Genomic DNA, 21,497 nt, shown 5'->3' with positions numbered 1-21,497 from the left:
ATGTGAGCAGAGAGTCCGGCAATTAATGATAGTCCGGGATGTTGAATTAGTGTGTACAGAGGTTTTGAATGGACATTGAATTAAAGAAAGGTGATAGCATTCGCGTGTCGTTTCTGCCATTCCCAGTTACCGTTTATCGCGTTTATGATGATTTTATTCATGTGATTGATAAAAACGGCGACATGTACCAATGTAATTTAGACGATACAGGTCTGGAGTTAGTCAATGAACAAATACAGTGACAAGTCAGACTTTGAGATTAATAAGGCTATGGCTATTGCTCTTGGCAAGGTTATAGGCATAAGGCCAGACTCCAATATTATATATTTAATTGGCGGTGATGAGCTTATAGAATTCGACCCCTGCAACAACCCAGCTGACGCAATGCCGATTATTATGGATAACAAAATCGACTTAACTCACATCGTCGGCAACATGGTATGCGCAAAGCACAAAGAATACTGGTGTATTCGTAAAAATCCATACCGCGCCGGTTGCGAGGTTTATTTGCTGATGAAGGATGCGGAGAATGAAAAAAGTTGAAGCAGTAACGACATTGGTTTTAATTAATGGTGAAACATATCAAATAGCGCTACCGAAAAACATAGTGGCGCTTCAGGCAAAGCAAGTATTAATGATGGCTCAGGAATTTGGCGGGATAATAGTTCCTTGTGATTTCGCCAGCATCAAGCCAATGAAGGCAGACGGGATGCCGTTTAATATAAATGATAGCAGGGCTGAGAATGAAAGCTGATTACGGCGGGAGCGCAACACCAAAGGAATTGCGTGATTTGTGGCAAACTCCCCTCCCGTTATTCTCAGCACTGGACGCTGAATTCGGCTTTTACCTTGATGCCGCCGCCGATAAAAATAATACCCTCTGCCCTTATTACCTCACCGAAAAAGACAACGCATTAATCTCCGACTGGCAGAGTTACGGCTCAATATTCTGTAACCCGCCTTATTCAGATATCCAGCCTTGGATTAATAAAGCCGCCGAGCAATCCAGTGAGCAATTGCAACCAGTCGTGATGTTAGTTCCTGCTGATACTTCTGTGGGCTGGTTTAAGTCAGCATTAGATACGGTCGATGAAGCCAGGTTTATTACCGGTGGACGGATATCATTTATCAATGCCGGAACAAATAAGCCAGTGAATGGGAATAACAAAGGATCAATGCTTTTAATATGGCGACCGTTCACCAATCCCCGCCAAATAATTACCACAGTCAATCGTGATGACCTGATGGATATCGGCAGCCGGTTACTTGAAGCACAAATCTGAGGTGACCAATGACACCACAGGAAGCAGAGAACGGACGCCGCACAATAGCAAGGGAATGCTATCACGAACTCGACGCGAATCGCCCGCTTAACGACGACAAGCGCCGCACCATATTGAAGAAACACCTCAGGCAATTCACGTCACTATTAACCGAGTATCACCATAAGCGGTCGATACCGGCTATTTGGCTGAACGTGTATTTATTTAAGTTGGAGAAGGAGATGAAGGATGGAGGTTGCAACTAAACCGACTTTAGCTAAACCCCGCGCACTAACTTTGTGCCGGCCGGCGGTAGACTCCTACCCGATGGATAGCCGTGAAGCGTGTGTCTTCATGGGGATATCGTACCCTACTCTGAAAAAATGGATTGATGCCGGCAGACTGGCTGGTGCGAGAAAAGACCCACTTAAGCCCAAATCGCCGTGGCAGTTCACCAGGGCAAATTGCATTGCAGCCATCAACTACAAAATGCACAATACGCCTGAAAGCGTGATTAGTGCGGAAGAGGAAAGGACATGTCAATCTTCCGGAGAGGTGAGACCTGGTACGCCAGTTACTCGCACAATGGTAAAAGAATTAAGGAGTCGCTTGGTACAACGGACAAAAAGCAAGCGCAGGAGTTGCATGATAAACGAAAGGCCGAGCTGTGGCGTGTAAGCGCACTTGGTGAAACTCCGAAGGTTACTTTTGAGGTTGCCTGCACGCGGTGGCTTGAGGAAAAATCAGGTAAAAAATCACTTGATGATGATAAGACCAAAATCCTGTTCTGGCTCGATCACTTTGAAGGGATGCACCTAGCAGATATTGATGAAATTAAAATCTATGATGCTGTCAGCAAGCTGAAAAATCAGAAGCAGGAAGAGAACTGGGAAAAGCATGTCGCCGGCAGGAAACGGCGTCCCGTCAGTAAGAAATCAGAACCGGTTTCTGTGGCAACCAAAGCCGCCTACCTTGCCTTTATTAAGTCCCTACTCCGCGCTGCCGAACGTGACTGGAGATATCTCGATAAAGCCCCGAACATCCGGGTGCCAAAACCGAAGAACAACCGGATACGCTGGCTGGAGCCGTGGGAAGCAAAACGCCTGATCGATGAATGCAGTGAGCCGCTTAAATCTGTCGTTACATTTGCTCTCGCTACCGGTCTGAGACGTTCCAATATTGTTAATCTGGAATGGTCACAGATAGATATGCCGAGAAAAGTAGCCTGGATTCATCCGGATCAGACCAAGTCAGGAAAGGCGCTGGGCGTTGCTTTGAACGATACTGCATGTAAAGTTCTGCGGGAACAGATAGGCAACCACACTAAATATGTTTTTGTTCATACAAAGGCAAAAAACAGATCTGATGGCTCAATGACTCCGGTTATCAGAAAAATGCGGGTTGACGGAAACACTGCGTTCAGGACTGCACTTAAACGTGCCGGTATTGAAAACTTCCGGTTTCATGACCTGCGGCACACATGGGCGAGTTGGTTAATTCAGGCGGGCGTACCACTGTCTGTGTTGCAGGAAATGGGAGGATGGGAGTCAATCGAAATGGTACGGCGTTATGCTCACCTGGCACCGAGACATTTAAGCCAGCACGCACAGCAAATTGATGCCGTTTTTGGTGAGGATGTCCCAAATATGTCCCACACCGCGCTAAGTGTAGTTGGTGAGTGCAAATGAAAAACCCGCTAACTGGTTGAGAGTTAACGGGTTTTATATGGTGCCGGCTACCGGAGTCGAACTGGTGACCTACTGATTACAAGTCAGTTGCTCTACCAACTGAGCTAAGCCGGCTAATTTGGTGGAAGGATAGAGATTCGAACTCTAGGACGGTCTCCCGTCGGCGGTTTTCAAGACCGCTGCCTTAAGCCACTCGGCCATCCTTCCATGGGGCGCGATTATCCTGAAAAATGAGGAACCTGTCTACCCCTGTAAGCAAAAAAAATCATTTTTTTTGTCTGTCTGCTCAACATTCAGGCATTCCGCCTTATCTATGGCTGATTACAGCTATTATTGTGCCGGTAATTAATATGCTAGAATCAATTCCCGGTGGATTTTCAGTCAAGTACTTACTAATAAGGTTGTAACGGAAAATATGTACAGACATTCAAATTCCAAGCCTTATACGATACCCGGCTTTTATGCATCATTTGTTTCGCTGTTAGTTTTATCTCTCTTCTTATATGGATATAACTACTACGATGCCTGGCTGGGAAGCAAAAAAGGCGCATTACTCAGTTTCAGCAACCGGATAGAACATCAGGTTGAAACATACCGATATCAGTCAATTGAGCTGTTCAGGCTCGCCAATGCAGCGGATACGGAAAAACGTCCCGAACTCGTTCCTCCGCATAAGATCCTGAATGACATTTACTGGATTGACAGCCGTGTACCGATTGTCGATGCTATTTTGTTCGGACGGACCGATGACGAAACCTATTCGATTGCCAGACGGTTTTCTGATTATCTGACCATTTTGTGGGGCGGAAATAACCAATTCAATTCCATGTATTACCTTAATGGTCTGGATAACAGCCTGCTGTTAGTCACCTCTCACTCTGCCCTGCGTCCGGAATTACGCTACCGCGAAAGCTATCTGACACTCAGTGCTGATGAAAAACGTACAGAAATGCTGGCGGATTCAACGGCGCTGGATGAACGGGAAACATTGTCGTCATTTACTAAACTGCGGACTGAGTCGACCTATTACTACACATACCGGGCGATGTTTAATAACCCCGGTCAATTAACCAGTGTAGTCGCATTCGATTTACCAATTAATACCATGGTGCCTGATAACCTCGACCTCGCAAACCTGGCACTGGTCCCGGCGGAATCAAATATCATCAGCAACCGGACAAGTCCGGTGCAAATCAGTATTAACGGGCTGTCACTGAAACTCAGCTACCGCCTCAGTGATATGCCGTATCAGGTTATCTATCAGCTCTCCCTGCTCGCGCTGGCTCAAGAGATGCTTTCAGCCAATATATGGTTATTAATTTCAATTTTGCTTTTCAGTATTTTATCCGTTGGCGGTCTTATTTATATCCGCAAGCGATTTATTTCGCCGCTGAATTCATTAGTCCGCCAGGCAAAAAACAGCGAAGCGATGACGAATGAAATAGTCGCTCAACTTCCGCTCGGGCTTGCAATTTATGATTTCGCCACCAATAAGCGGCTGATAAATAATACGATTGCCAATCAGCTACTGGCATTGAGTGATTTAAGTAAAACCCGTGACATGGCCCGCGAACATCAGGGACGGATCCAAACCACCATTGATAATGTCGTCTATGAAGTCAGTATGAACCCTGTCCGCAGTATGAATGATACCTATCTGATCCTGTTCCAGGATAAAGATCAGGAAGCATTGACGGCGCGGCGTCTGCAATTATCTGACCGTGAATATAATAAGAGTATTAAAGCCCGCCACTCCGTACTGAAGAATATTAAATCTGAGTTAGCGATACCGGTTAAGCAGCTTGGTAATGATCTGCACGCGCTGAAAATGTATGTCACCGACAATACCGGCAGACAGTTAATGAATAAAGTCGCGACAGAGTCCGGCTACCTCAGTGAATGGATTGAAAATATTATTTTACTGGCCGACCTCGAAACTGATGACTGGAAGCCAACAAATGATGAGTTCCTGTTATCAACAACCATTGAAGATATTGTGAAACAGTTTTCACGACAAATTAATGACAAAGGGATCCCCCTTTATTTTCATAACGGGATAAACAGACAGCTAAACTATATTGGTGATGGGCCGATCATAAGTAAAATTATTTTATTATTGCTGAATTATGCTGTCAGTAATTTAAAATATGGAAAATTAGTTGTTCGCCTCAAGAATATATTCAAGGATGAACATAATAATATCAAGTTTGAGATAATTGCCAGCGGCTCTGGTTTACCCTCTTCTGATCTTGTTAATCGCTATGATCCTTTTATGTGTCAGGTAGCAGAAACAGAGAATCGTCCTAATTCAGGTCTGGCATTTTATTTATGTGATTTATTATGTAAGAAGCTTAAAGGTAAATTGAAGATTGACAGTAAACCGGATATCGGTACCCACTACATTGTAGAGCTGCCGCTGCCTGCGACGGAGTCGCGTGGTGAGCCATCCGGTATTCTGGAAGACACTCTTTTCAAGCTCAATATCATTAATCCGAGTATTCGGGAAATAATTAATGCAATTATAAGTGAAAACGGCGGAATTTTATTTGATAAAAATCGCGCGTTATTGCAAGATGAGTACGATATATTGATAACGGATTTTGATAAGAAAGCGAGAAAGCCGATATTATTTTTACGTAATGATATTGTTGAACATAAAATGATTACACCCTCTCTTGTGGAATGTAATTATAATTTCAATGATGAGATTCTGAATGCAATTACATTGCTCATCGAACAAAGCTTAACTTCGGACGAGTTTGATGATAGATTCTTACCCGGAGATTCGGGTATTAATACAAGTACACTTTCTGTAGGGGAAGTTGTAGCTTTATATAAAAATCAATTGGCACAAAGTACGTATAACGATTTGTTTGCCACCACAGTACCTCCTGATATAAATAAGATGTACACCGAAGCAGAATTAAGTGAATTGCAGCCACTGGCGCTGACGGTACATCGGGTTAAAGGGGTCTTTGCTGTGCTTGACTTTGATTATCTGAAAACACGGTGTGAAGATATAGAACAGTATATCGCAGACAAAAACAAAATTAAGATTGATGAAGGTATCCGTGAAATCGATGCCATTGTCATTGAATTGCTGCAGCAAGGTAACCACGAGTATGAATAACCTGAATGTTATTATCGCTGATGATCATCCCATTGTTATTTTCGGGATTAAAAAGTCCCTGGAACAACTGGAGACAGTCACTGTTGTCGGTGAGTTTGAAGATTCAACTGCACTTATCAATAATTTAGCTCGTCTTGATGCAGATGTTCTGATAACTGACCTCTCTATGCCGGGAGATAAATACGGTGATGGTATTACGCTGATTAAGTATATCAAGCGCCATTATCCTGACCTGGCTATTATTGTTCTTACCATGAACAATAACCCGGCGATACTCAGTGCCGTACTGGAACTTGATATCGAAGGGATCGTACTGAAACAGGGTGCTCCGGCTGATCTGCCGAAAGCACTGGCTTCATTGCAGAAAGGGAAGAAATTTACACCTGAAAGTGTTGCCAAACTGCTGGAGAAAGTAAATGCCAACGGTTATGGTGATAAACGCCTGTCACCAAAAGAGAGTGAGGTTCTGCGGTTATTTGCCGAAGGACATCTGGTTACTGAGATTGCGCGTAAACTCAACCGCAGTATCAAAACCATCAGCAGCCAGAAAAAAATCTGCCATGCTGAAACTGGGTGTTGAAAATGACATCGCTCTGCTGAACTATCTTTCGTCTGTCACTATTGACAGTCACAGAGAAGTATAATGTAACCGTACCGGTTATTAATACAAAACCGCCGTTCAGTGAACGGCGGTTTTTTTATCCTGTTACCACACCCGGTTACGCCGGTTTTACCGGGGTAACCTCCGGTACATATTTCTGCATCATGGTGCGCAGTGACTGCATTGATACCGGTTTGGAGAGGCAATCATTCATACCGGCGGCCAGACAGCGCTCACGCTCTTCTGCCATCGCATTTGCGGTGATACCGATAATCGGCAGCACCACGCCCTTCCCGCGCAATGCCCGTGTCAAATCATAGCCGTTCATATTCGGCATATTAACATCCGACAAAATGATATCCACTTCATGGGTTTCCAGAAAATTCAGGGCATCCAGTCCGTCATCCGCCGTCGCCGTATGGAAACCAAACAGATGCAATTGATCTGAAAGCAGATGGCGGTTGATCGGATGGTCATCCACAATCAGGATACGGACATAATTCGCCTGCTGATTATCCGGCAGTGCCGGTGGCGGCATATCATCCGGCTCTTCTTTGCGATTATCCAGCCGGTCAGCGATAAATTCATACAGACCATCAAGCTGATGGGTATTATGAAGCCAGTGGTTTCCACCCTGCGGCACGGGCTTATCGGTATAACCTGCATTAAGTTCAATCAGCAGCCGCGCCTGCTTCATCGCCGGTGTAACCATATCCGTTATCACCACCGCCTGCGATAAATCCGTGCACTCATCCACACTGAGCAGTGCCGGGGCGATCCCTGACCACGCACACTGCATATAATCGGCCAGCACACGGTTATTGAATTCAAACACCAGAGGGAATGTCAGCGGCTCAATATCAGTACAATTGCCGGACCGGTACGCGGTATAAAGCGGAAAACGTATCCCGAACAGGCTGCCGACTTCTTTCTGTGACTCCACAATCATGTCACCGTCCATCAGTGAGATCAGTTTCTCACAGATAGGCAGCCCCAGCCCGGTGCCCTGAGACGGGCTGTCCCTGTTCGGTATAATCTGATAGAAGGGATCAAACAACTGGCGCAATTCATCATCGCTTATGCCGCCGCCGGTATCCTGAATATCCACATGCAGATAGTCACCGTGTACATAAACATGAATGCATACCATACCAACCTGCGTATATTTAATCGCATTATTAAACAGATTGGCGATCACCTGCTGCATACGTACCGGGTCATTACACACCAGCTCCGGCACATCTTTTTCAATAAAGCAGTACAGCGAAAGGTGTTTTTTTGCCACCAGCGGCAAATAGTTCGCCACAACAAAATGGATATGTTCGCGGAAATTAAACTCTCTCGTCTCAATTTTCAGCTGTTTGGACTCAATTTTAGAGAAATCGAGAATATCGCTGATAATTTTCAGTAACAGAGATGAGGAGTTATTCATGGTGCCCAGCAGGCGCTGTGCATCCTGGGAGTGCGCCATTGACTGCAGCAGTTCCAGGTTACCGATAATGCCGTACAACGGGGTACGCAGCTCATGGCTGACGGTTGCGAGGAACATGGACTTGGACTGGTTCGCCTGCTCTGCCGCCTGTGCCACTTCCTGTAACGAGCTTTCCAGTTGTACACGGGCGCTGATATCCACCAGCACACAGATAGCCACTTCCTCATTCTGATAGCGCGAATGCACAAAACTGACCTGAAGGTGTCCTCCGTTACGGGTCACCATATCTTCCATTCCCTGGCGCTTTTCTTTAATCAGAAGCCCGATACGGTTGCGATCCTCAAAAGAGAGCATACGCCAGTAATTATGTGCCAGCTCATTACTCAGCAGTGCGGTTCCGTCCTGAGTCCGCAAAATACAGATACCGACAGGTGCAGAGGCTACAATTTTATGATTGAACTGCTCATGCTCTTCCAGACGCACGGCATTATTCTCGGCTGGCATAAAAATCCGCCGTTCCAGAATCCAGGTAAACAGCCCGATAAAAATGGCGGAGATCAGGTTCAGTATTGCACCATTGAGCAACTGAAATTTCAGTTTTTCATAAATGGCACTCAGCGGCGTGGTATAAATCACATTAAAAGAGGAAGGTGTCAGTTTGCGTTTGAGCATCAACTGGGTAAATTCTGCATCATAACCGAAATAATTATCTTCAACCTGATAGCTGTCTTTATTCTTCTGCGTATTAACTTCATTCGGATACGACAATACTCTCTCATTCTGCTCATTCATAATCAGAAGATTGACCGGGAACTGACGCAGACGATTATAATTTTCCAATTGCAGGTTACGTTCAATTCCCATCAGCGCAAGAAACTGCCCGTCATAATAGATTGGCATCATAATAAACAGACTGCCCGTCCCCTGATTGCTCCCCGGCGCAATCCAGTAAATAGTCCGCTCTTTTCCCTGACTTTTCAGTTTGAAATAATACTGTGAATAATCATTGACCATTCTGCGCAGCGTTTCCGGGTCGGTGGAGAGGTTTTTTATCGGGAACGATACCATGCAAAATGTTTTAGAACCGATCAGAAAAACCTGGTTCAGTCCCTGGGGTGCAGAAATATTATCCTGCCAATAAGTAAGAAGATCTTTAAATGCGATAATATAAGAGCCGGTGGTGGTGCGGAATACACCACAATCCGCTTTGGCATTCAACGGCTGATAACCAATAAAAGACCCGTCTGTCGTGCGTTTGAGTGTCGGGATCAGTCCCTGCTCATTTTTACCCTCGACAAACCGCTCATTCATATACTGAATATCACGCGTAATATCTGCGGATTGCCGGAAATACGCTAATAACGCATCATAATCTGAAAGATATTGCTGGCGGATATCATTACGCATCCCGTTATAGATATTCAGCAAATAGAATACGGTAACCAGTGCGCCCAATCCCCATAACATCACACCGACGATCCGGAACAGATAACGCGAAATTTTTAGTGATGTCTGGAATGATGAAAAGTATCTCAAAGGGGCTCCGCCAATAATGAACCTTATATATTCATAAGGTTTCAGACTCTTATGCCTAGGATATACCACTGTGCAATGTTTACAAAATCCCGGAGCTAAATAAAAAGCAGGAACAATATTATTGTTCCTGCTTTATTAATATACCCTTATTCATTCAAACTGCAGGTGTGTTGGCTGCACTCTGAATGACGTTGGGTATACACCTAGGTTTATATTACAAAAACCCGGTAAATTTAACCGATATTATCTTCTGTATCAGTATCACCGTTTTCTGCGATATCTGCGACATCCGTACTTTCACTGTCAGAATCAGGTTCACTTTCATCCTCTTCCGGTTCGGCGAGGCGCTGTAAACCAACTACTTTTTCTTCTTCACCCGTACGGATAAGTGTCACACCCTGGGTATTACGTCCCACGATACTGACTTCAGAAACACGGGTACGCACCAGTGTACCGGCATCGGTTATCATCATTATCTGATCATCCGTGCTGACCTGGATGGCGCCAATGACTTTCCCGTTACGCTCACTCACTTTAATTGAGATAACGCCTTGTGTGGCACGGGATTTTATCGGATATTCCGCCTGCGCAGTCCGTTTACCGTAACCGTTCTCTGTCACTGTCAGAATTTCACCGTCATCACACGGGATAATTAAGGATACAACCGCATCATTATCACCAAGACGGATACCACGGACACCTGTTGCGGTGCGCCCCATGGCACGGACAGCATCTTCACGGAAACGGACAACTTTCCCTTCCGCCGAGAACAGCATAACTTCGTTATTACCGTCAGTCAGATCCACACCGATCAGTTCATCGCCTTCATTGAGATTAACCGCAATGATACCGGCGCTGCGCGGACGACTGAAATCAGTCAGTGAGGTTTTCTTCACAGTACCGCTTGCCGTTGCCATGAAGACGAATTTACCTTCTTCATATTCACGGACAGGCAGGATAGCAGTGATACGCTCGTTCTGTGCCTGATCCAACGGTAATATATTGATAATCGGACGACCACGGGCACCACGGCTTGCTTCAGGTAACTGGTACACTTTCAGCCAGTACAGTTTCCCTTTATTGGAGAAGCAGAGGATAGTGTCATGCGTGTTCGCAACCAGAAGACGCTCAATGAAATCTTCTTCTTTGATGCGGGCGGCTGACTTACCTTTACCACCACGGCGCTGTGCTTCATAGTCTGTCAGCGGCTGATATTTCACATACCCCTGATGTGACAGTGTCACAACCACGTCTTCCTGATTAATCAGGTCTTCAATATTGATATCAGCGGTGTTTTCTGTGATAACAGTCCGGCGGGCATCATTGTACTGCTCTTTCGCTGCAACCAACTCTTCACGGATGACTTCCATCAGCCGCTCCGGGGTTTGCAGGATATACAACAGACCAGCGATCAGTTCCAGTAATTCGCGGTACTCATCCAGCAGTTTTTCATGCTCAAGACCGGTCAGTTTCTGCAAACGCAGATCCAGGATTGCCTGAGCCTGAACTTCTGTCAGGTGATACTGTCCGTCACGGATCCCGAACTCTTCAGCCAGCCCTTCCGGACGGGCTGCGTCATCACCGGCACGCTCAAGCATCGCGGCAACTGTTCCCATCGCCCAGGCTTGTGCCAGTAATCCGGCTTTAGCTTCCGCAGGCGTTGGCGCACGGCGGATAAGCTCGATAATCGGATCGATATTGACCAGCGCAATCGCCAGACCTTCAAGGATATGCGCTCGTTCACGCGCTTTGCGTAATTCGTAGATTGTCCGGCGGGTCACCACTTCACGGCGGTGGCGGACAAATGCGCTGAGGATCTCTTTCAGATTCAGGATCTTCGGCTGTCCCTGATGCAGGGCAACCATATTGATACCAAACGTGGTTTGCATCTGCGTCAGTGAATAAAGGTTATTCAGTACCACTTCACCGACTGCATCGCGTTTCACTTCAATAACAATGCGCATCCCGTCTTTATCGGACTCATCACGCAGTCCGCTGATCCCTTCAAGACGTTTTTCTTTAACCAGTTCCGCAATTTTTTCAATCAGGCGCGCTTTATTCACCTGATACGGAATTTCATGAACAATAATGGTTTCGCGACCGGATTTTTCATCTGCCTCAACTTCGGCACGGGCGCGGATATGAATTTTACCGCGACCGGTACGGTAGGCTTCCAGAATACCGCGACGACCATTAATAATTGCTGCTGTCGGGAAGTCCGGTCCCGGGATATGTTCCATCAGCCCTTCGATTGAAATATCTTCATCGTCGATAAAGGCCAGACAGCCGTCAATGACTTCACCCAGGTTATGAGGCGGGATATTTGTTGCCATCCCGACCGCAATACCGGAAGAACCATTCACTAACAGATTCGGGATGCGGGTCGGCATAACCTCAGGGATCATTTCAGTGCCATCGTAGTTCGGCACGAAATTCACGGTTTCTTTATCGAGGTCAGCTAACAGCTCGTGGGCAATTTTCGCCATACGGACTTCCGTATAACGCATTGCCGCCGCGGAGTCACCATCGACGGAACCGAAGTTACCCTGACCATCCACCAGCATATAACGCATAGAGAATGGCTGAGCAAGGCGGACAATTGTTTCATATACAGCACTGTCACCATGAGGGTGATATTTACCGATAACGTCCCCGACCACACGGGCAGATTTTTTTATATGCTTTATTCCAGTCATTACCCAGTTCTTTCATCGCGAATAATACGCGGCGGTGAACCGGCTTAAGGCCGTCTCTCACATCGGGGAGTGCACGTCCGACAATGACGGACATCGCATAATCAAGATAAGAGTTTTTCAACTCTTCTTCGATATTAACGGGCAAGATTTCTTTGGCGTTGTCGCTCATGGAGCCAGTATCCCTCATTACTCCGGATTTCAAGGTCTGGAACTATATCACAAATCGTCAATGTTTAGAAAATTAGAAAATGAGATATTAAATTATATACCCAACGTCATTCAGGATGCAGGCAGGCGACAGCATCCTGAAGTATGACAAATATATACTCTGAATAATTCGGGATGCATGTAGGCGACAAGCGAAGCCCGCCGGGGAGCATACACAAGTATGTGACCCGGCGGGCTTTGCGCAGTCAACAGCATCGTGAAGTATGACGAGTATAGTATTTTATTTCTGGCGCATACAGATCCGCATTGTATACTGGCGGCAATACGAATTCCGGCAGGTTCTGCCGCAGGAAAGAGAGAGAATAAACGAATGAACGACACCACCCGCCCGCAACCCTCCCCGCTGACCGCCAATGTCGACCCTGCTGAAATTAAAAAATTTGAGGATGTTGCCTCACGCTGGTGGGATAAAGAAGGCGAATTTAAACCTCTGCACCGGATAAATCCGCTGCGCCTGGGCTATATTCAGCAACGGGTCAACGGCGTATTCGGCAAAACGGTGCTGGATGTCGGCTGCGGCGGCGGTATTCTCTCTGAAAGCATGGCGCGTGAAGGCGCGATAGTGACCGGGCTGGATATGGGCGCAGAGCCGTTACAGGTTGCACGTCTGCACGCGCTGGAAAGCGGTACCGATATCACCTATGTGCAGGAAACGGTTGAACAGCACGCAGAACAATACCCGCAGCACTATGATGTGGTCACCTGCATGGAGATGCTGGAGCACGTACCGGACCCGGCATCTGTTATCCGCGCCTGCGCCCGTCTGGTGAAGCCCGGTGGCGATGTGGTGTTCTCAACTATCAACCGCAACAAAAAAGCCTGGTTTATGGCGGTTATTGCCGCCGAATATATTCTGAAGATGGTGCCACCCGGCACACATGACGCGAAGAAATTTATACGTCCCGCCGAAATGATTGAGTGGATGAATAATACCGGCCTGCGTGAACAACATATAATCGGCTTACACTACAATCCGTTAAGTGATAAATTCTGGCTGGCACCTAACGTAGATGTAAATTATATGTTGCATACGCGTTTTATTTTATAGTGTCAATATAATTACGGGATAGATTAATAAAACGCCAAACGAATCGCATTTTATTAAAATTATCTGTTCACGTAACAAGGTAAGCACAGTTTCATTTCTCCAGTGATCTCAGTGCTTACCACTCCGTTTGCAGGTGACTGTCCTCAGGTTATCCACAAAAGATCCCAATTTTGTACACTTGATCCCGGCGCCATTTATCATTATCTTGTTACCCATCTTTTACAGACACACTACATCTTGTGTTTGAATCGTTTAGCGCCCACCATTGACATTCTCGGGATTTTTGTTCAGGGGATCGTTTTTTTTTTGGTTTATTGCGCAATAATAACGGCTTCAACACCTGACTGGTGTAATTTTCAAAACAGGGTATATCAACTGATGAACCAGAATCTGCTTGTTACCAAACGTGACGGTCACAAAGAACGTATCGATTTAGATAAAATCCACAGGGTCATTGCCTGGGCCGCTGAAGGTCTGAATAATGTCTCCGTATCCCAGGTCGAGTTACGTTCCCAGATTCAGTTCTATGACGGGATCCGAACTGCGGATATCCATGAAACGATGATCAAGGCAGCCGCTGACCTTATCTCCGCAGAAACCCCGGATTATCAGTATCTTTCAGCCCGCCTGGCTATTTTCAACCTGCGCAAGAAAGCCTACGGTCAGTTTGAACCGCCTGAATTATATGCCCATGTGAAAAAGATGGTTGAGGCCGGGAAATATGACGAAAGTCTGTTAACGGATTATACCGAATCAGAATTTGATCAGATGAATGAGTTCATCGACCACTGGCGCGACATGAATTTTTCTTATGCGGCGGTCAAGCAGCTGGAAGGAAAATATCTGGTTCAGAACCGGGTTACCGGTGAAGTCTATGAAAGCGCACAGTTTCTTTATATTTTAGTGGCGGCATGCCTGTTTACGCATTACCCGAAAGAAACCCGCCTGGATTATATCCGCCGTTTCTACGATGCCACGTCCACTTTCAAGATTTCACTGCCGACGCCGATCATGGCCGGTGTCCGTACCCCGACCCGCCAGTTCAGCTCCTGTGTTCTGATCGAGTGCGGTGACAGCCTGGATTCTATTAACGCGACCTCCGGTGCGATTGTCAAATATGTCTCCCAGCGCGCAGGTATCGGTATCAATGCCGGTCGTATCCGCGCACTCGGCAGCCCTATCCGTGGTGGTGAAGCATTCCACACCGGCTGTATCCCGTTCTACAAACATTTCCAGACTGCGGTTAAATCCTGTTCACAGGGCGGCGTACGTGGTGGTGCGGCAACACTGTTTTACCCACTCTGGCATCTGGAAGTAGAAAGCCTGCTGGTGCTGAAAAACAACCGGGGTGTTGAAGGAAACCGTGTCCGCCACCTTGATTACGGTGTCCAGCTAAACAAGCTGATGTATGAGCGCCTGATCAAAGGTCAGAATATTACCCTGTTCAGCCCGTCTGATGTGCCGGGATTATATGACGCATTCTTCGCTGATCAGGATGAGTTCGAGCGCCTGTATGTGCAATATGAGAAAGACCCGTCCATCCGCAAACAGACCCTGAAAGCAGTGGAACTGTTCTCCCTGATGATGCAGGAGCGCGCTTCAACCGGGCGTATCTACATCCAGAACGTCGATCACTGTAATACTCACAGCCCGTTTGATCCGTCAGTCGCGCCGGTGCGCCAGTCCAATTTGTGTCTGGAAATCGCCCTGCCGACCAAGCCGATGAATGATATTAATGATCCAAACGGCGAAATCGCGCTCTGTACTCTTTCTGCCTTTAACCTGGGCGCAATTGAGAGCTTGATGAGCTGGAAGAGCTGGCGGTGCTTGCTGTCCGCGCCCTGGATGCCCTGCTTGATTATCAGGATTACCCGATTGAAGCTGCCCGCAAAGGCTCTATGGGTCGCCGTACACTCGGTATTGGTGTGATTAACTTTGCCTATTATCTGGCAAAACACGGTGTGCGCTATTCAGACGGCAGCGCCAACAACCTGACACACAAAACCTTTGAAGCTATTCAGTACTATCTGCTGAAAGCCTCCTGTGAGCTGGCAAAAGAGTACGGCGCCTGCCCGTTATTCAACGAAACCACCTATTCACAGGGTATTCTGCCGATTGATACCTATAAAAATACACTGGATCAACTGACTGACGAACCGCTGCATTTTGACTGGGAAACCCTGCGTAAAGAGATCAAAACACACGGTCTGCGCAACTCCACGCTCTCGGCTCTGATGCCGTCTGAGACATCATCACAAATCTCAAACGCCACCAACGGTATTGAACCACCACGCGGCTACATCAGTGTGAAAGCGTCCAAAGATGGTATTCTGCGCCAGGTTGTACCGGAGTACGAGCGCCTGAAATCCGCATACGAATTATTATGGCAGATGCCGGGAAATGAGGGCTATCTGCATCTGGTCGGGATCATGCAAAAGTTTGTGGATCAGGCTATTTCATCCAATACAAACTATGACCCTACCCGATTCCCGAGCGGCAAAGTGCCGATGAATCAGTTACTGAAAGATTTACTGGTCGCGTACAAATTCGGTGTGAAAACACTCTATTACCACAATACCCGCGATGGTGCGGAAGATATCCAGGGAGATCTCCCGGATGAAGTAATAGAAGCAGCCGATGATGATGGTTGTGAAGGCGGCGCGTGTAAAATTTAAGGTGAATAAATAATGGCTTATACAACATTTTCACAGGTACATAATGATCAGCTCAAAGAACCGATGTTCTTCGGGCAGCCTGTTAACGTCGCCCGTTATGATCAGCAAAAATACCCGATTTTTGAATCATTAATCGAGAAACAACTCTCCTTCTTCTGGCGTCCGGAAGAAGTGGATGTGTCCCGTGACCGTATTGACTACAATGCGTTGCCGGATCACGAAAAACATATTTTTATCAGTAATCTGAAATACCAGACACTGCTGGATTCCATTCAGGGACGCAGCCCGAATGTGGCGCTGCTGCCTCTGATCTCGATTCCGGAGCTGGAAACCTGGGTGGAAACCTGGTCTTTCTCGGAAACGATCCACTCCCGCTCTTACACGCATATTATCCGTAATATCGTGAATGACCCTTCAATTGTCTTCGACGATATCGTGGCAAATGAAGAAATCATCAAGCGGGCAAAAGATATCGCCGGGTATTATGACGACCTGATCCGTATGACCGGTGAATACCATATGTTTGGTGAAGGATCGCATACCGCCAACGGTAAAACTCTCAATGTGTCGCTGCGCGCCCTGAAACGCCAGTTGTACCTGTGTCTGATGAGTGTCAATGCACTGGAAGCGATTCGCTTTTATGTCAGTTTCGCCTGCTCATTTGCCTTTGCCGAGCGCGAACTGATGGAAGGAAACGCGAAAATAATCAAACTGATCGCCCGCGATGAAGCTCTGCATCTCACCGGCACTCAGCATATGCTGAACCTGCTGCGCAGTGGTCAGGATGACCCGGAAATGGCAGAAATTGCCAAAGAATGCGAGCAGGATTGCTATGATCTGTTTGTCCGTGCGGCAGAACAGGAAAAAGAGTGGGCAGATTATCTGTTCTGTAACGGCTCCATGATCGGCCTGAACAAAGAAATTCTCTGCCAGTATGTGGACTATATTACGAATATCCGCATGCAGGCAGTGGGTCTTCCGCTGCCGTTCAATGTCCGCTCCAATCCGATCCCGTGGATAAATGCATGGCTGGTCTCTGACAATGTGCAGGTCGCCCCGCAGGAAGTGGAAGTCAGTTCTTACCTGGTCGGTCAGATAGACTCTGAAGTCAATACTGATGAACTGAGTAGTTTCGAGCTCTGATGCCAAGCCATAAAATTACCCTGCATGGCAACATGCAGGGGATACAACTGCGTTATGTCAGTGAAGAACATCACACCCTGCTCAATACTCTCGAACAATCCGTTCCTGTCGAATTTCAGTGCCGTGAAGGGTATTGCGGTGCCTGTCGTGTCCGGCTGAAACGCGGAAAAGTCGGTTACCGCACCCGCCCGGTCGCCTTTATCCGCGACGGCGAAATTCTCCCCTGCTGCTGTTACCCGATGAGTGATATTGAACTCGAGCTCTGAACCAGTTCATGACCATTTTTGTGACCGGATCTGCAATCCGGTTTTTTTACGCCCATGGTGTAACGATATCTTTACGAAATGCGTAATTTAAATTTGACACCTTTCCTGTTTTTCATTAGGCTTTGTTCACTTATTATTAATAGATATATCATGAGGTTTTGGTGAAAAATCGTACACTGGGAAGTGTGCTGATCGTTGCAGGGACGACGATTGGTGCCGGTATGCTGGCAATGCCACTGGCGGCTGCGGGGATCGGGTTTCCGGTCATTTCGCTTATTTTGATCGGCCTGTGGGCGATCATGAGTTATACGGCTTTACTGATGGTTGAAGTTTATCAGTACAGTTCACCGGATACGGGCTTAGGCACAGTCGCCCGCAAATACCTCGGGTTACCCGGACAAATTCTCACAGGATTCAGTATGTTACTCCTGATGTATGCCCTGACAACGGCGTATATCGGCGGCGCGGGTGAGATGATCTCCGCAAGCTTTCAAACCTGGTGGCAAATATCTGTTACACCGGGCACCGCCACCATTGTCTTTACGCTGATTGGCGGCCTTGTGGTGTGTGTCGGGACTCACTCTGTGGATTTTATCAACCGCCTGCTGTTTACCGGGAAAATTATTTTCCTGATCGTGATGCTCGCTGTCATGATGCCGCACGTTAATATGGCAAACCTTGCCAGCATGCCGATTCAGAACGGGCTGGTACTCTCCGCCATTCCGCTGGTCTTCACCTCATTTGGTTTCCACGGCAGTGTACCGAGCCTGGTAAATTACATGAACGGCGACAGCAAAAAACTGCGCTTTGTCTTTCTGACGGGGAGTGCCATCCCGCTGATTGCTTACCTGTTATGGCAGGTCGCAACACTCGGGGCTATCCCGTCTGATACCTTCTTCGGGATCCTCTCTGAGAAAGCTGGTCTGAACGGGCTTCTGACCGCCATCAGTGACACTGTTGCCAACAAACACGTTAATATCGTGGTCAGCCTGTTTATGGATCTGGCATTAGCCACCTCTTTCCTGGGTGTGGCGCTCGGGTTATTTGATTACCTCGCCGATCTGTTCAGACGCAGCAACAGTGCATTCGGACGCTCACAAACCGGGATACTGACTTTCGCACCACCACTCATTTGCGCCCTGTTCTACAGCAGCTTTACCCAGGCACTGGCGTATGCCGCCGTGGCACTGTCATTCCTGGCACTGCTTCTGCCTGCCATGCTGGCTTACAATGTGCGGAAAAACCCGAAAAAAGGTGCTTACCGCGTTGCGGGCGGTAATCTCATTTTACTGTTCGTCTTCCTGTTCGGGCTGCTGGTTATTTCCATTGAATTTATTAAGGTTGCCGGCTATCTGCCGAATATCTGATAAACAGGTATCATCATAGAATCATCACGCCGGGATCTCTCCCGGCTTTTTTTATGTTCTGTTTTATCTGTTTTGTTACATCTATATTATTAATAGGTGATGAAATCTTATAGTATCAACAGCGTAATCTTCAAATATTCACATAACGGAAAAGATATGGATCCTGAAATCAAGGACAGACGTCCGATAAAAGCCCGCCAGACCCGCTGGGCAACAGCAAGCGCCCGATGGTTACAACAGCGCGGTGCTACACCAAACGGCATTTCAGTGGCAAGCGTTGTCTTCGCCCTGTTCGCCGCACTCGCTTTTTTCGGCGCACTGAACAGTGAGATAACCGTACTGCGCATACTGCTGTTTGTACTGGCGGCGTTGCTGGTTCAGGGACGGCTTATCTGTAATCTCCTCGATGGCATGGTGGCGGTGGAAGGCGGGCTGCGCAGCCCGGTCGGGGCGGTATTTAATGATTTACCGGATCGCATATCAGATTCACTGATCCTCATTGGTGTGGGTTACGGGCTGTCCGGGTTTATCACATGGACACCGGAGCTTGGCTGGGCTGCCGCACTGATGGCGGTCATGACCGCCTATGTCCGCGTCCTCGGCGGCGCCTGTGAACAACCACAAAAATTTCTCGGCCCGATGGCAAAACAGCACCGGATGGCACTGCTCACTATCATTGCCGTTATCGCCTGTTTTCTGCCTGCGGACTGGGCTCAGAGCTTATTTTTCATCGTGTTATGGGTAATCACACTGGGCGCATTCTGGACGACACTGCGCCGCACATCCGTATTGATGGCCGATTTACGTAAGGATAACGAAAGATGACCCGCAAAAAGATTTCACCGGATAAGAAAATCGTCTCCGCGCTGCTGGTATCGGTCTGCCGGTTCCTGACCGGGATCCGCGCAAAACAGAATGCGCCGCTGCCGGAAGACAAACCCTGCATTTATTACGCCAATCACTCCAGCCACCTGGACGGGTTGGTTATCTGGTCATGCTTAAAGGGTGAAGCCCGTGAGCACGTCCATCCGGTCGCCGCGCAGGATTACTGGGATAAAACCAAATTCCGCCGTTATATCGCACAGCGTATTTTTGGTGCGGTATTAATTGCACGCGGCAAAAAGATTGAGCCGGTCAATGAAACAGAGCACAGTGATGCCCCGCCGGCAGAAAACCCGCTGGATATTATGCAAAAAGTACTGAGCAGCGGAGATTCCCTGATTTTATTTCCGGAAGGTACGCGCGGTGACGGTGAGCAAATTCAGGATTTTAAAGCTGGGCTCTGGCATCTTTCCCGCCATAATCCGGATGTGGTACTGGTGCCGGTTTATCTGGAAAACCTCAACCGCGTGTTGCCGAAAGGCTCACGGGTTGTCGTGCCGATAATTTGTACCGCAACATTTGGCGCGCCTGTTGAACCTGCGGGCGAACATGAAGAAAAAGCAGACTTTTTATTACGGACCCGCCGGGTGTTAGAGGCAATGCATCATGAAAGATAATGAATTATTCTGGATATTCGCCGGACTGTTTGGTTTTTTGACCGTCGCAACCATTATCGGGCTTACCCTGAAACAGGTGAAAGGCAACACATCGGTAATAAGCAATCTTAATGCCCGCATCCGTGCCTGGTGGCTGATGTGTATTATTTCCGCTGTCGCCATCAGCATAGGACCGATAGGCTCAGTGGTACTGTTTGCCTTTATGTCCCTGCTTGCGCTGCGCGAGCTTATTACTCTCACGCCAACCCACAGGGGCGACCACGGCGCACTTTTCTGGTGCTTCTTTATCATTCTGCCGATCCAGTACATTCTGGTTGGTGTTCAGTGGTATAACCTGCTGGCAGTATTTATCCCGGTTTATGCTTTTCTGTTTATCCCGACCCGCATGGTGCTTTCAGGTGATACGCGCCACTTTCTGGAGCGCATGGCAAAAATACAGTGGAGTGTGATGATTGCAGTTTACTGCCTGAGTTACGCACCGGCGCTGCTCCTGCTGCCAATCCCGGATTTTACGGATAATATCAATCTGCTGCTGTTTCTGATGATCGTGGTTCAGATTTCAGATGTGCTTCAGTATGTGTTCGGTAAACTGTTCGGCAAACACCCGATTGTGCCGAAACTCAGCCCGAACAAAACAGTGGAAGGGTTTATCGGCGGCATTATCAGTGCAAGCTTTGTCGGCATGGCGCTGTGGTGGGCAACACCGTTCAGCCCGTGGGCGGCGTTCCTGCTCTCACTGATGATTTGTCTGGCGGGCTTTGCCGGTGGATTATGTATGTCCGCCATCAAACGAGACACCGGGATCAAAGATTTCGGCTCAATGATAGAAGGACACGGCGGCATGATGGACAGGCTGGACTCACTCTGTTTCGCAGCCCCCGTCTTCTTCCATGTTCTGAAGTATTTTTACGTGTAAACAAGTCCGC

At 47.5% G+C, this 21,497-nt stretch carries 14 protein-coding genes, 2 tRNA genes and 3 pseudogenes; 15 read left to right on the top strand and 4 right to left on the bottom strand.

Translation table 11 applies throughout. The features are described from left to right. Positions 1–68: 68 nt before the first annotated feature. The 5 genes from AYY16_RS20105 (at position 69) to AYY16_RS02685 (ending at position 2,950) form a co-directional block, all read left to right on the top strand. Positions 69–242, top strand: coding sequence for a hypothetical protein (locus AYY16_RS20105; RefSeq protein WP_156664944.1), 174 nt, complete (start codon positions 69–71; stop codon positions 240–242). Then, entirely contained in the window at positions 226–543 is a 318-nt protein-coding gene (locus AYY16_RS02705) for a phage protein NinX family protein (protein WP_067361740.1), read from the top strand. Before AYY16_RS20105 ends, AYY16_RS02705 begins: the two co-directional genes overlap by 17 nt. Then, entirely contained in the window at positions 530–754 is a 225-nt protein-coding gene (locus tag AYY16_RS02700; RefSeq protein WP_067361737.1) for a hypothetical protein, read from the top strand. Before AYY16_RS02705 ends, AYY16_RS02700 begins: the two co-directional genes overlap by 14 nt. Beyond that, positions 744–1,283, top strand: a complete 540-nt coding sequence (locus tag AYY16_RS02695; protein WP_067361733.1) for a phage N-6-adenine-methyltransferase — start codon at positions 744–746, stop codon at positions 1,281–1,283. Before AYY16_RS02700 ends, AYY16_RS02695 begins: the two co-directional genes overlap by 11 nt. Before the next feature lie 515 nt (positions 1,284–1,798). Beyond that, entirely contained in the window at positions 1,799–2,950 is a 1,152-nt protein-coding gene (locus AYY16_RS02685; protein WP_067361727.1) for a tyrosine-type recombinase/integrase, read from the top strand. Between the two features lie 38 nt (positions 2,951–2,988). On the opposite strand, the gene AYY16_RS02680 is transcribed toward AYY16_RS02685, so the two are convergent. After that, positions 2,989–3,064, bottom strand: a tRNA-Thr gene (locus AYY16_RS02680). Between the two features lie 5 nt (positions 3,065–3,069). Further along, a tRNA-Ser gene (locus tag AYY16_RS02675) sits at positions 3,070–3,157 on the bottom strand. Positions 3,158–3,365: 208 nt separating this feature from the next. Between AYY16_RS02675 and rcsD the strand changes: the two genes are divergently transcribed. Beyond that, the gene (gene rcsD / locus AYY16_RS02670) at positions 3,366–6,080 is read left to right on the top strand and encodes a phosphotransferase RcsD (RefSeq protein ID WP_067361724.1); all 2,715 of its coding nucleotides are present in this window, start codon (positions 3,366–3,368) and stop codon (positions 6,078–6,080) included. Continuing rightward, a pseudogene (gene rcsB, locus AYY16_RS02665) lies at positions 6,073–6,724 on the top strand (response regulator transcription factor RcsB). The gene rcsD and the pseudogene rcsB overlap by 8 nt, the downstream one beginning before the upstream one ends. Positions 6,725–6,799: 75 nt before the next feature. Here rcsB and rcsC read toward each other — a convergent pair. Together rcsC and gyrA are read right to left on the bottom strand one after the other, a co-directional pair. Then, on the bottom strand, positions 6,800–9,649 hold the full coding sequence (gene rcsC, locus AYY16_RS02660) for a two-component system sensor histidine kinase RcsC (RefSeq protein WP_082970563.1): 2,850 nt from the start codon (positions 9,647–9,649) through the stop codon (positions 6,800–6,802). Between the two features lie 233 nt (positions 9,650–9,882). Beyond that, positions 9,883–12,514: pseudogene (gene gyrA, locus AYY16_RS02655) on the bottom strand (DNA topoisomerase (ATP-hydrolyzing) subunit A). A gap of 369 nt (positions 12,515–12,883) precedes the next feature. Between gyrA and ubiG the strand changes: the two are divergent. From ubiG to AYY16_RS02615, 8 genes and pseudogenes are all read left to right on the top strand, one after another. Then, entirely contained in the window at positions 12,884–13,621 is a 738-nt protein-coding gene (gene ubiG / locus AYY16_RS02650; protein ID WP_067361719.1) for a bifunctional 2-polyprenyl-6-hydroxyphenol methylase/3-demethylubiquinol 3-O-methyltransferase UbiG, read from the top strand. A gap of 378 nt (positions 13,622–13,999) precedes the next feature. Then, positions 14,000–16,296: pseudogene (gene nrdA / locus AYY16_RS02645) on the top strand (class 1a ribonucleoside-diphosphate reductase subunit alpha). Between the two features lie 12 nt (positions 16,297–16,308). Further along, on the top strand, positions 16,309–17,439 hold the full coding sequence (nrdB, locus tag AYY16_RS02640; RefSeq protein ID WP_067361717.1) for a class Ia ribonucleoside-diphosphate reductase subunit beta: 1,131 nt from the start codon (positions 16,309–16,311) through the stop codon (positions 17,437–17,439). Further along, the gene (gene yfaE / locus AYY16_RS02635; RefSeq protein ID WP_067361714.1) at positions 17,439–17,705 is read left to right on the top strand and encodes a class I ribonucleotide reductase maintenance protein YfaE; all 267 of its coding nucleotides are present in this window, start codon (positions 17,439–17,441) and stop codon (positions 17,703–17,705) included. Before nrdB ends, yfaE begins: the two co-directional genes overlap by 1 nt. Before the next feature lie 161 nt (positions 17,706–17,866). Then, a complete protein-coding gene (gene tyrP / locus AYY16_RS02630) occupies positions 17,867–19,072 on the top strand; it encodes a tyrosine transporter TyrP (protein WP_067361711.1) in 1,206 nt (401 codons plus the stop codon). Between the two features lie 156 nt (positions 19,073–19,228). Next, a complete protein-coding gene (locus AYY16_RS02625) occupies positions 19,229–19,897 on the top strand; it encodes a CDP-alcohol phosphatidyltransferase family protein (protein WP_067361708.1) in 669 nt (222 codons plus the stop codon). Continuing rightward, complete coding sequence (locus AYY16_RS02620) at positions 19,894–20,571, top strand: lysophospholipid acyltransferase family protein (RefSeq protein ID WP_067361705.1); 678 nt, start codon at positions 19,894–19,896, stop codon at positions 20,569–20,571. The genes AYY16_RS02625 and AYY16_RS02620 overlap by 4 nt, the downstream gene beginning before the upstream one ends. Continuing rightward, positions 20,561–21,487 carry a phosphatidate cytidylyltransferase gene (locus AYY16_RS02615; protein WP_067361702.1) on the top strand — a complete coding sequence of 309 codons (927 nt, stop codon included), beginning with the start codon at positions 20,561–20,563 and terminating at the stop codon, positions 21,485–21,487. The genes AYY16_RS02620 and AYY16_RS02615 overlap by 11 nt, the downstream gene beginning before the upstream one ends. Positions 21,488–21,497 lie beyond the last annotated feature (10 nt).

The organism is Morganella psychrotolerans, from assembly GCF_001676155.1.
In the GTDB taxonomy this organism is placed as follows: Bacteria; Pseudomonadota; Gammaproteobacteria; order Enterobacterales; family Enterobacteriaceae; genus Morganella; species Morganella psychrotolerans.
The sequence above is the reverse complement of the archived record's forward strand: the minus strand, read 5'-3'. Positions and strand labels throughout refer to the sequence as shown.